Raw genomic sequence first — 13,064 nt, forward strand, 5'->3', positions numbered from 1 at the left:
TAATTTTATTTTTGAACATTATTGCTACCCCCTTGGTTCAATAATCATAGTGTTTGTTTTACATTATACATTATTTAAAATCGTTCATGCAAATGTTTTAAAAAGAAATATAGTAACACTTTAATATATTAGTAAACAAAACTAAAAATCTATTTCTATACATTTTATTAAAAAAGTAGTAAAATAATAATCAAAAAAAGATAGAGGTGAGACAAATATGCCCTTGAAAGTGACGAAAATAGACGAATATATAACAGTTCTTCAAACTCCTGACTATCCTTTTACATCAAACAGTTATCTAATTACTTTAAAAAACAAAGAGGAGAAAGTAAATATACTAGTAGATCCTACTCCTCAGCAGTATTTTAAAGATTTAGTGTTATCTCTAAATGAACTTATAGGTGGGGTAGAAAACTTAGATATTATCTTTTTGAACCATCAAGATCCTGATCTTTCATCATCAATAGCTCCCCTTATGGACATGAGCAAAAATTCTATACTCATCACTTCTGAAGATACATGGCGACTTATAAGATTTTATGGTTTAAACCGAGAAAGATTCCAACCTATAGAGTATTTTCCTAATAGAAGAGTAATTCTAAAAACCGACGATACTTTAGAATTTATTCACACACCTTTCTGCCATTTTAGAGGAGCATGGATGCTATATATACCCGAAAGAAAAGCCCTATTCTCGGGAGATCTACTTGGAGGATTATCAAGTAAAGAGCCAAATGGTATATATGCTACAGAAAACTCTTGGGAAGGTATAAAGTTATTCCACGAGATATATATGCCCTCAAAAGAGGCCCTTAGGCTCGCAGTAGATAAAATAGGTAGATTAACTCCTCTTCCTGAACTTATTCTACCTCAACATGGAGATATAATTAGAAAAAATCTAATACTTGATTTTTTGGCAAAACTTAATGATCTTGAGGTTGGATTGGATTACCTCAAAAAACATGAGGAACAACACCAAACTTATTTGTTTGCATTCAATGAAATCTTACAGAATATTAAAAATAGTTATCCAAACCGAGATAAATTAATGCAAAAGTTAAAAGAATTAAATTCTTCTCCATTCTTCCCAGAGCTTATTCACTTTGAAAATGGAGTTGCAACAGAATTTAGAATTCAGCCAGAAACAGCCCTTGAATTGCTTTTTGAAAAATTCAAAGAAGATGCAAAACCAGAAGAAAAAGAAAACCTCAGAATTGATATAATAAAAACTCTTAGGAAGTATAATTTAGAGATACCTGAAGGAATTCTCACAGAAAGACAAAGAACTACAGAAAGTCCGTTAAGAAGGTTGTTCAAAATCTTTCAGAGGTGAGATCATATGCCTATATATGAATATAGATGTAAAGATTGTGGAGAAAAATTTGAAAGATTAATAATGGGAGAGGAAAAAATAACATGCCCTAAATGTGGTAGTGAAAACGTTATGAAATTACTATCACTTTTTGCAACCCAAGGACTTTCTTCAGGATCCTCTTGCTCTTCTTGTTCAGGAGGAAGCTGTAGTTCTTGTAGATAAAAACGAAAGGGAGAGCTTAAAACTCTCCCTTAAAATTTAATAAGTTCGTATTCTCTTTTTCCAAGTCCTATTTCTTCAGCATACTTTAATTGCCAACTCCAATCTATATTAGGATGTACAGCCCTCAACTTATCCTCTCCAGGATTAAATCCAGATTTTAAGGCAGTATTGCTTAATCCAATTTGGTTATTTATAAGATCAGAAGAAGCTTGATCTATGGCTACAATATCCCAACCCCCTAAAATTCCCACATCAGGTACTAAATTTGCATCGTGCCAACCTGCGCAATCACAATCAGGCGAAACATCCATAACAAAATTAATAAAGGCATATTTAGGCTCTTTCTGCTTTAAAATACCATAAGTAAACTCAGCCATCTTCTCCTGAAGCCCAATGGCAGATTCATTCCATAAGATTTTTATGGCAGAGGTAGGACACACCACAGCACACTCTCCACATCCTATACAAAGATCAGGTCTTGTCAAAACTGACTTCTTATTTACCATTTCTAATGCTCCTGTGGGACAATGAGTGACACATCTTCTACAACCTATACATAAATTAGGATTAGGATTTGGCTTAAATTGAGCATGTTGCATCTGCTTCCCCGATCTCGGAGCGCATCCCATACCCACATTTTTTATAGCTCCCCCTAATCCTGTGGACATATGACCTTTCACATGGGTTAATACTAAAAGGAAATCAGCATCATATATGGCACCTGCAACCTTTACCTTCTTAAAATGTTTCAAGTTAACCTCAACTTCTTTGTAATAATCCCCGTTAATACCATCTGCTATTATTAAGGGCGCCCCAACCGAGGAGTAACCAAAACCGTTATATATAGCAGACTCTAAATGATCAACAGCATTTGCACGTCCACCTTTGTACAAAGTATTGGCATCGGTAAGAAAGGGTTTTCCTCCTAATTCCCTGACGGCCTCTACAGCTTGCCTTACAAAAATAGGCCTTATAAAAGCATGGTTTCCTGGTTCACCAAAAGTAAGCTTGATTGCTACAATATCTCCTTTTTCTAATCTACCTTCTATTAACTTCTTTGTTAGCCTTTTAATTTTACGCACCAAAGATTCATTTTCATTTGTAGCCCTCATTGATACAAAATATAAAGGTGCTTTCATTGCCAAAACCTCCTGCATTATATGGATTTTAAGGCATCTACAAATAATGTAGGTATCTCGTCACCTATTCCAATAAAATGTATTTCCTCAAAAACTCCAGGATTATCTTTTAAAAATTCTACTACTTTATTAACAATTATTTTAGTCCCTAACTGAGGCGGAAAACCAAAAATCCCACAACTTACTGCTGGTATACTCAAGCTCTTAATATTTTTTTCTTTTGCTAAAGTGAGAACACTCTCAATAGCCTTTTCTAACTTTTTCTCCTCGTCTCCCTCTCCCCATCTTGGACCCACAGTATGAATTACATATTTAGCCTTAAGTTTTCCTGCGGAAGTGATAGTAGCGGAACCAACAGGCAATGGACCATACTTTTCTACATATTCATCGCTTTCTTTTTGTATTACCTCTCCACCAGCTCTTACAATAGCCCCTGCTACTCCTCCCCCATGTTTCAAATAAGAGTTTGCCGCATTTACTATAGCCTCAACCTCTTCTTGAGTAATATCACCCTTAACCACCTTTAACTTTACACCATTAATTTCTCTTTCATATAAAACATCCATGCCCATTCACCTCCATAAAGTTCATATAGTAAATTATATCAATAAGGTGAATGGGCATGGACTTAGAAAATGATTAAGTATATAAATAACACTTAACTAATCTACCATCTACCTCTACATCAGGCACTGGATTCTTACATTTTTCCATTCTATATTGACATCTACTTATAAATTTACAACCCTTCATCTGATATTCTTCCTCTTCCAGAGTAAGAATCTTTATATCCTTAGTCCATTTCTTCTTAGGATCTGGCTCTGGTATAGATTCCTTAAGAAGCATTGTGTATGGATGTTTTGGATCCATCAACACCTTTTCTACAGGTCCTATTTCTACTATCTCTCCCCTAAACATTATAGCTATTTTATCACTTACATAGTAAGCAGTAGCAAGATCATGAGTAATATAAAGAACACTTACCCCCCTTTTTTCTTTAAGATCTTTAAATAAGTTTACTATTGACATTCTTAGAGACGCATCAACCATAGAAACAGGCTCGTCAGCAACAAGTAGAGTCGGATTTGTCAAAAGGGATCTTGCTATAGAAATTCTCTGTAATTGTCCTCCTGAAAACTCACTAGGGTATTTGTCTTTTACTTCATTCCATGTTAATCCCACAAGATTTAATGCAGACTCTATAACTTCTTCAGGCTTTTCGCTTATACCAAAATTTCTTACAGTCTCTATCAAGTAATTACTAACTCTCCTCAACGGGTTAAAGGTCTCAAAGGGGTTTTGGAATACTGCCTGTACTTCTTTTCTTAATACATTATTAGACTTTTCCTTCTGCAATTCAAACATATCTTTTCCCTTGTATAATATCCTACCACTAGTAGGCTCTAAAAAGCCAAGTATTATCTTCGCTACTGTTGTTTTCCCACTTCCACTCTCACCTGCTAATGTAAATATTTCGGAGTTTCCTATCTCAAAGTTTACATTATTTACAGCTCTAATCCTTATCCTGGAAAATACACTTCCAATAGTAAACACCTTATTTAAATTTTCAACTTTTAAAAGTAATTCTTGTTTCATGGCTATTCCCTCTCCTTTGAATATAAAAAGCAAGCAACTCTGTGATTTGAATCTATGTTAACAAGCTTGGGAACAAAATTCCTACAATCTTCCGTTGCATAATTACATCTTGGATGAAATCTACATCCTTGTGGAGGATTCAATAATGAAGGTGGAGCACCTGGTGCACTAACCTTATATGATTTATCCCCTATCTTAGGTAGAGCTCCTATAAGGTACTTTGTATATGGATGCTCTGGTTTCTCAAAAATGATTTCTGTCGGTGCTTCTTCCACAATCTTTCCTGCATACATAATAGCTATCCTATCGGATATACTTGCATGAACTCCCATATCGTGGGTAACAAGTATTATGGTATTTTTAAGATTCTTCTGTATGTCTTTTAATAACTGAATTACCGCTCTTTGGGCAACCACATCAAGAGCTGTAGAAGGTTCATCAGCAACGATTATTCTAGGAGTTAAAACCGTAGCAAGAGCTATAGTCACTCTCTGCCTCATACCTCCAGAAAGTTGATGAGGATAAGCATTTAATATTTTAGTAGGCAAACCTAAAAGAGTTAGATAATCTTCTATATGTTTTCTCCATTTAGTTCTATCTGAAATATCTTCATGAGAACCTATAAAATCCCAGAAAGAATCAATTATTTTAGTAACAGGGTTCAGCACACTCATAGATCCTTGAGGAATATATGAAATATATTTCCACCTTATCTTATCTAATTCTCCGTTAAGAGAAAAGACATCTTTTAATTCACCATTTATTTTGTAATATACCTTTCCATCTATAACATTTAAGGGCGGTTCTACCATTCCATACAAGGTTTTTATCAAGGTACTCTTACCACATCCAGATTCTCCCGCAATTCCATATATTTCATTTTCTTTTATATTTATATCTACCCCATCTACTGCTCTTACAGATTTTAATTCTCCACCTATATCCAATAAATAATAAGCCTTTAAATTTTCTGCTCTTAGAATTTCCATTTCATCACTCCTTTATAACTCTTATTCTTTGAATTCTTGTACGTGGATCAAGATATTCACTTATACCAACTGAAAGTAAATATAAACTTACAAAAAGAAACACCGAGGTCACAACAGGAGTAAATAGCCACCACCAAAGTCCTAAAAGTAAAGCTTGATAGCTTAATGCCCATTGAAGCATAGTACCTAAGGTTGGTATTTCCAAGTTAGTCAAACCAAGAATAGCAAGGGTCATTTCCATACCAATAGCCCAAGACATATTATTTATGAGAGTTGAAAAGACAATAGGTATGACAAAGGGAAAATATTCTTTAAAAACAAGACTTAAAGTCTTAGAGCCAGAAAGAAGTGCAGTATAAGTAAAATCTCTTTCTCTTAAACTTAATATTTGAGACCTTATAACTCTTGCATCCCAACTCCAACCAAAGAAACTCAAAATCAAGCCTAATCCTATAAAACTTAATCTTCCTTTTATTAAGGATGAAATCAATATCAAAATAGGAAGCAATGGCAAAACGAGGAAGCTATCGTTTATGCCCATAAGAACTCTATCTATACTGCCACCCCTATAGCCAGCCACCAGCCCCACAATTATAGCTATGATTCTTGAAAAGAAAGCTGCTATTATCGCTATTGTCAAAGAATTCCTTACAGCAAAAGTCAACTGCCAGAAAACATCTTGCCCTTGAGAATTAGTCCCTAAAATATGCTGAAGGGAAGGAGGCATATCTCTTGGGACAAGATTCCATCTTGTAGGATCATAAGGAGAAAAGAAAGACAGTATGGCTAAGAAGAGAATAATACATATGATTATAAAACCTAATCTAAACTTTCCATCTCGCAGTAAATCCCTTAATACTCCCATAGCTATTACCTCTTTTTCCTTATAGTTTTTATCTATATCTTACCCTTGGATCAAATAACGGATACAAAAGATCAATAATAAGAATGAAAGAAGAAATACCTATAATTGATATAGTAGCAATTCCCATTATTAAATTAAAATCTCCAGTAGCAATGGCATTATATAAGAGTGTACCCATACCAGGGTAAGAAAAAACAATCTCAGTAATTAACGCCCCACTAAAAATTTGCCCCATAGAAAGGGCCAAATTGGTAACCTGAGGAAGCATAGCATTTCTTATTACATATTTAAAGGCAATTATTCTCTTTTTAATACCACCAGCCTTTGCATATGTAACAAAGTCTTCCTTTACAATATTAGATACAATAAGTCTCATGGTTTGCAAAGTCACTGCAATTCCTAAGATCATCATAGATATTAAAGGTAAGAAGGCATACCTAAAAAGCTCTAAAATAAAGTGTAAGCTAAAACTGGGCCTTACTCCAATAGGCATTCCACCACCTAAGGGGAACCATTTTAGGATATATGCAAAAACCACAAGAATTATAAGTGCAAAAACATAATAAGGAATAGGGCGAATAAACATAGCTATTCCTTCAAGTATTCTCGCCCATTTTTTATCATAATAAAATCCTACAATTCCCCCTAAAATATTACCAATAATCCAAGATAAAAATGTACTTACAGTCAAAAGACCAACAGTCCAAGGTAGGGAATCTCCAATAAGTTTTATTACTGGAATTGGAAATCTAAATAGTGATGGACCAAAATCGCCCTTAAAAAGCCTTACCCAAAAATTAACATACTGTTCAAATAAACTTCCTTTTAAACCATAAAGTTCTTTTAGGGATTCTGTCATCTGCTCTACAGCTTTAGGATCAAGGTAAGTACCCATCTTCATTATTGTACTAATCATCTGTTGAACAGGATCTACAGGAGTAAACCTTGGCACAAAGAATACAATAGTTACCCCCACAAAAATTACAAGCAAGTACTGTAAAAATCTTGGTATTAAATACTTTTTAAGCAATTTTTCACCTCCATAAAATTTTTGAAATTATTTTACTAAATTATTTTACTATAAAAAAGCCCTTTAATCTTATATCCTCTGAAGAGCTCCCAATTAAAACCTCAAACCTTCCAGGCTCTACTACAAGCTCCATATCCATACTTAAAAACTCAAGATCTCTTCTATTAAGTTTAAAAGAAACTGTCTTTCTTTCTCCTACATCAAGCGTTACCCTTTCAAATCTCTTAAGCTCTTTTATTGGTCTCGCTACACTTGCAAACTCATCATGCAGATAAAGCTGAACCACCTCATCTCCTTTGTATTTGCCTATATTCTCAATATCAAAGGTTATTACAACTTCGCCATCTCTTGGAATCTCCTCAGGGGTTATACGCAAATTGCTATACTTAAAATCCGTATAAGAAAGCCCATATCCAAAAGGAAAGAGATATTGATTTCCCCTTAAATCTACATAATCATCAACCCTACCTGAAGGTTTATGATTGTAATAAAGAGGCAACTGGCTTGAATACTTAGGAAAAGATATTGGCAATTTTCCTCCCGGATTATAATCCCCAAAAAGCACATCAGCTATAGCATTACCGCCTTCTTCTCCTGGGTACCATGCCTCTATTACCGCTTGTACTTTATCAATCCAGTTCATCATAGTTATAGCACTACCATTTATGAGCACTACAATTACTGGAGTATTTGTATTACAAATCTCCTTTATAAGATCTTCTTGTACTCCTGGCAAATTAAGATTATGTCTATCTCTTTGTTCTCCTTCTGTCTCAGGAACAGAATTCCCCATAAATAAAATCGCCACATCACTTTTTTGAGCTATCTTAATAGCCTCATCAAATCCAGATTTAGAAGTATCATTTAATCCGCAACCTTCAGCAAAATAAACTTTGACTTTATCTCCAAGCTTATTCTTTATACCTTCAAGAGGAGTAACTACCTTTACTCCATAACCACTATATCCTCCTAACCTCGGTACAGCCGCATTTGGCCCAATAACCGCTATGGATCTTATATCTTTATTTAATGGTAAAATTCCTTCATTTTTCAGAAGCACTATAGACTCTCGTGCAACTCTTAAGGCTAATTCTCTATGTTCACTACAATCATTTATTCTCTCTGCATAATCGGGATCTACAAATGGATTATCAAAAAGCCCAATCCAAAACTTTACTCTTAAAACTCTCCTTACTGCTTCATCGAGGGTATCTTGAGATAACTTACTCTCTCTAATAAGACCTGGAATCTCTTCAAAACAGTCACTATCAGGAAGTTCCATATCCAGTCCTGCTTCTAAGGAAAGCTTTGCTGCTTCAGCTTTTGACTCAGCTACTTTATGTTTTGTCATCAAATGAAGCACTGAAAAGTAATCTGAAACTACATATCCCTTGAATCCCCATTCCTTCCTCAAAATCCTTGTTAATAGCCATTTATTTGAAGAACATGGAATGCCATCAAGGGAATTATAAGCAGCCATAAGAGATAAAGCTCCTGCCTCCTCTATACTTGCCCTGAAAGCTGGAAAATATATTTCTCTCAAAAGCCTCTCAGAGAAATGTATAGGATAGCTATCCCTTCCACCGTCCCCCACAAAATTTGCCACAAAATGCTTTGGAGTAGCAATAACCCCCTGTTCTTGAACCCCTTTTATATATGCCACGGCCATCCTAGAAGCAAGGTATGGATCTTCCCCATAAGTTTCTTCCGTTCTACCACATCTAGGATCTCTTGCAATATTTATAGTAGGTGATAAAACCTGATGTATTCCTCTTGATCTCGTTTCTTTACCAATAGCAGTAGCAACCTGATATATAAGCTCTGGATTCCAAGTACTTGCCATTCCTATGGCTTGAGGGAAAATGGTAGATCCTTTTGCCATACATCCATGCAAAGCTTCATCATGTATCAATATGGGAATTTTAACTCTACTATTTTCCAGTACATACTTCTGAATTTCATTCGCAAATTGAGCACTTTCCCTAGGAGACATAGATCTCAAAGCACAACTAAGCTCACCTATCGGATACTTTTTTTCTACTCCCTCTAAAACTACTTCTTTCCACATTTTTTTCCATAATGTTTTTGTCATTCCTTCAGCTAATTCTCTGTTACTATAAAAATTAAAAATAAAGCCCATAATTTTTTCTTTAAGTTCAGGCCTTAGTTCCGAGAAAAAATCTTCTAAAAGTAATTTTCCAATAACTTTGGAAATAGATATACTTCTTGCTTTTAATTGGGCTACTTTTTCGTCTAAACTCATACTTGAAAGCAAAGATTCTATCTTTTCTTCAATTTTTTCCTTTTCCATTTCCCAATTACTCCTTACTTCAATTTCTTTAATTTTTTAGCCCCCCTTTCGGGGGGCTTTTTTTATTTTTACTTCCTTCCTGTTGGCTTTAAGAAAGGTAGCATGTACTTAAAGTTGGGCCAATGATGGTATGGTATACAGTATGGATTTTCTTGAGTTGGATAATTGGTCCAATAGTATTCGTTGTAACATGCAATGCCAGGATAAGAACAAGTTGGAATTCCTGCCATCTCCTCAAATGCAATCTTTAATCCTTCCATTCCTAACATCCTTACTTTGAGACTGTTCCAATCAGTCTTTGCCAATTCTTCTATTACTTTATCCATACGAGGATTGCTCCATCTGCTTGGATGACCAAAAGTTCTATCACCTATAGGTCTCACATACTCTGATCTCCATGCATTGAAAGTTCTGTACATATCAGGATGTCCACCCCATGGTTCAGTGGCTGGCCAATCAGAACATGCATCGAAATTACCATACTGTAGCAATGTTGGTCTTTGCTCTGTAGTTACCACTTCTACATCAATACCAAATTTCTTCCACTGTTGAGCAGCTGCAAAACCATTCCTAAAGTCTGGATGAGATGGGTTAGTATGAGCAAGAATAGTCATCTTCCATGGTTTACCATCTGGCAATAACCACTTACCATCTTTATCTCTCTTGAAGCCATTTTTTATAAGTAGCTTTTCTGCAATATCAGGTGCATATTTGAACCATCCAATTCCAAAGATCTCTCTTATAACTTTTGGATCAGTAGGTACCTTATATCCTCTCTTTCTTGCATATTCTGCAAGTCTCATAGGAGCGTCAGGATCAAATACTTTAAACTTCTGTCCATCTACTGTTATTGTGAAATTCTTCAACCAACTCTCTAATGGTTCATAATACCATTTTATATAAGCTGGTGTTGGTGGAACAAGAAGAGCTCCCATAGTTGCAGCACCATCAAAGGCTGTAGCAAGGAAATCTACAATATCAATAGATAAAGTTAACGCCCATCTTACTTCTTTATTATTATATGGTTCTTTAGCTGTATTGAAGTAAATTCCAGTAATACATGGATCTACATTTACAATATATGGGAAATCTTTCATGTAAGCCCTTGCATATTTATTGGTTTGAAGCACAGATCTAAGACCTTCCATAGTAAGATCTGCCATGTCAAGTTGATTATTATTGACTGCAAGCACTTGCTTCTCTGTTGGACCTGCATAGAAGAACAATACATATTTAGGTTGAGGCATTCCAAATAATTTTCCTGTTGGTGTTCTTTGCCAATCGTCTCTCCTCTTCCAGAGAATCCAATAACCACCTGGATCATAGCTGTCTACTACGTATGGACCAGAGCTTACTGGAGGATTGAAAGTAAAGGAGGCTGGATCTTTTACCTTCTCGAAGATATGTTTAGGAAGTGGTCTACAAGCACCCCATCTATCAAGGAAATAAGTATGGAATCTTGCATTAGGCTCCTTCAGAGTTATTCTTACTGTATATTTATCAACTTTAGTAATTTTATCTACTTCTTGGAAAGATGCATGATATGCCATAGCTGGATTGCTTTTTGCAAGTTCAATGTGATATATAAGGTCATCGGCGGTAATTTCTACTCCATCGCTCCAATAGCATCCAGATCTTAGTTTAATAGTTAAAGTCTTGAAATCATTGCTATACTGAGGAGCAGAAGCTGCCAAAGCATTAATCACTTTACCTGTTGCAGGATCTACAATCCAAAGAGGCTCAAGCATTAATTGTTGAATACCCCTATCAGGAGTTATCCAAGAAGATGTCCAAGAGTTAAAATTATCAGGCGCTACAATTCTACCAGTTAAGATATTTGCAATCAGTGTTTCATTTCTTGGAACATTGGGAGCAAGTTGAGAAAAACCTACTTGAGACAACATTAAGAAAATCAATAAAAATAGGGAAACAAATACAAACTTCCTCATACAACAACCCCCTCTTCTACAGAAATTGAATCAATAATTGAAACTTAGCTTTAACTTTTAGAAAAAACACCTCCTTCCCTTAAGAAAAACAATCATGCAATCGTTTCAATAATATTATAACTAAAATTTTAATTGTGTCAATCAAGGCAAAAGTTTATTTATGAAACTAAGTTTTTCTAATTTGACAATAGTAAGTAGAAGAGAGTATAATTTACTACAATAAATTTTGGTTATTTTGGATATTTAGGGGAGGTGGACTATGAGTAACAAAAATTTAAGGCTTAAAATGTATTTAGGGGATATGTTATTCGAATCAATATTTAAGTATGTAGCCAAGGATTACAAAAGAAGAATCCCAAAACTTATAAATTTGGTAAAAAGATTCAGTCCTGATGAAGGAACAGACAAAATTATAAGGATTGTAGAGGAGTATCTTCAAAAAGATCCTGCTGTTCAGCGATTAATACACAGAGTTTTTACTGACTATGATCCTAATTATGCATCGAGAATATTCGCAAATGTAATATTAAATGTAGGATTTTTCTGGATATATTTTAACAACCAAAATTCAAAAAGAGACATACCAACTCCATATACCATATTGATAAGCCCTACTATGAGATGTAATTTACAATGTTTAGGATGTTATGCAGGTAATTATACTAAAAATGATGACCTTCCTCCAGAAATAGTTGAAAGAATAATAAAAGAAGGAGAAGAGATTGGTACATACTTTTATACCATTCTTGGAGGCGAACCTTTTGTATATCCAGATCTTTTAGATATAGTGAACAGACACCCAAGATCAGTATTTCAAATATTTACAAACGCGACTCTCTTAGATGAAAGGAAAATAGAAAGATTTTGGAAGAGCAAAAATGTGGTACCTGTATTATCAATAGAGGGAGGAAAAGAAGAAACAGATTATAGACGAGGAGTAGGAGTGTATGAAAAAGTAGTGAATGCAATGGATCTTCTGAAAAAAGCCGGAATTCCTTTTGGATATTCTATAACTCTTACAAGAAACAATTTTGACGCTGTAACAAAGCCAGAATTCTATCAATGGCTTGCTGACAAAGGTGCATTCTTTGGTTGGACATTCCTCTACATGCCCGTTGGGAAAGATGATGATCCATCATTAATGCCTACTCCCGAGCAAAGAGCAGAATACGGAAAATTTATAAGAAGAATAAGAGGACATCTACCTATATATCCAATGGACTTCTGGAATGATGCTCCATATGTAGGTGGTTGCATAGCAGGTGGGACAAGATATTTACATATCAACCATAAAGGAGAAGTAGAACCCTGCATATTTGCACACTTTGCAGTAGATAATATCAAAGAAAAACCCCTTGTAGAAGTCCTTAATTCGCAATTTTTCAGAGAAATAAGGAAAAGACAACCTTTTCATGAAAACTTACTTCTTCCTTGTATGATTATAGATTCTCCTTGGATCTTAAGAGAGATTGTACAAAAAACTGGTGCTCACCCAACCCACCCTGGAGCTGACGATGTAATTACTAAATTTGCCCCAATACTTGATGAATATGCAAAAGGCGTAAGAAAGGCTCTAAATCCAATATGGGTTGAGGAATTTAATAAGCCACTTCCTAAGGAAGAAAAAGAGAAGGCAGGAGTTGAGTAA

General features: G+C 35.0%; 11 protein-coding genes. 3 read left to right on the forward strand and 8 right to left on the reverse strand.

What is annotated here, in order from left to right:
- The first annotated feature begins 217 nt into the window (after positions 1-217).
- Positions 218-1,333 (forward strand): oxygen-binding di-iron domain-containing protein, encoded by a 1,116-nt coding sequence (locus tag DICTH_RS07775; protein WP_012547039.1) that lies wholly within the window; start codon positions 218-220, stop codon positions 1,331-1,333.
- 6 nt (positions 1,334-1,339) lie between these two features.
- Positions 1,340-1,537 (forward strand): FmdB family zinc ribbon protein, encoded by a 198-nt coding sequence (locus tag DICTH_RS09855; RefSeq protein ID WP_012547539.1) that lies wholly within the window; start codon positions 1,340-1,342, stop codon positions 1,535-1,537.
- Between the two features lie 29 nt (positions 1,538-1,566).
- Here the strand turns inward: DICTH_RS09855 and DICTH_RS07785 are convergent, their stop codons facing one another.
- The 8 genes from DICTH_RS07785 to DICTH_RS07820 all read right to left on the reverse strand — a co-directional run bounded on the left by DICTH_RS07785 (position 1,567) and on the right by DICTH_RS07820 (position 11,416).
- Positions 1,567-2,676, reverse strand: coding sequence for a DUF362 domain-containing protein (locus DICTH_RS07785; RefSeq protein WP_012547803.1), 1,110 nt, complete (start codon positions 2,674-2,676; stop codon positions 1,567-1,569).
- Positions 2,677-2,693: 17 nt separating this feature from the next.
- Positions 2,694-3,242, reverse strand: a complete 549-nt coding sequence (locus DICTH_RS07790) for a macro domain-containing protein (protein WP_012548667.1) — start codon at positions 3,240-3,242, stop codon at positions 2,694-2,696.
- A 73-nt stretch (positions 3,243-3,315) separates the two neighbouring features.
- Positions 3,316-4,272, reverse strand: coding sequence for an ABC transporter ATP-binding protein (locus DICTH_RS07795; RefSeq protein WP_012547887.1), 957 nt, complete (start codon positions 4,270-4,272; stop codon positions 3,316-3,318).
- 2 nt (positions 4,273-4,274) lie between these two features.
- Positions 4,275-5,261, reverse strand: coding sequence for an ABC transporter ATP-binding protein (locus DICTH_RS07800; protein WP_012547778.1), 987 nt, complete (start codon positions 5,259-5,261; stop codon positions 4,275-4,277).
- Positions 5,262-5,265: 4 nt separating this feature from the next.
- Entirely contained in the window at positions 5,266-6,126 is an 861-nt protein-coding gene (locus DICTH_RS07805) for an ABC transporter permease (RefSeq protein WP_012548108.1), read from the reverse strand.
- 28 nt (positions 6,127-6,154) lie between these two features.
- Positions 6,155-7,156, reverse strand: coding sequence for an ABC transporter permease (locus DICTH_RS07810; RefSeq protein ID WP_012546909.1), 1,002 nt, complete (start codon positions 7,154-7,156; stop codon positions 6,155-6,157).
- Between the two features lie 40 nt (positions 7,157-7,196).
- Positions 7,197-9,467, reverse strand: coding sequence for a glycoside hydrolase family 3 N-terminal domain-containing protein (locus DICTH_RS07815; RefSeq protein WP_012548714.1), 2,271 nt, complete (start codon positions 9,465-9,467; stop codon positions 7,197-7,199).
- A gap of 68 nt (positions 9,468-9,535) precedes the next feature.
- Positions 9,536-11,416: an ABC transporter substrate-binding protein gene (locus DICTH_RS07820; RefSeq protein WP_012546945.1), complete on the reverse strand. Its 1,881-nt coding sequence runs from the start codon at positions 11,414-11,416 to the stop codon at positions 9,536-9,538.
- Positions 11,417-11,675: 259 nt separating this feature from the next.
- Between DICTH_RS07820 and DICTH_RS07825 the strand changes: the two genes are divergently transcribed.
- Positions 11,676-13,064: a radical SAM protein gene (locus tag DICTH_RS07825; protein WP_012548471.1), complete on the forward strand. Its 1,389-nt coding sequence runs from the start codon at positions 11,676-11,678 to the stop codon at positions 13,062-13,064.

The organism is Dictyoglomus thermophilum H-6-12 (genome assembly GCF_000020965.1).
In the GTDB taxonomy this organism is placed as follows: domain Bacteria; phylum Dictyoglomota; class Dictyoglomia; order Dictyoglomales; family Dictyoglomaceae; genus Dictyoglomus; species Dictyoglomus thermophilum.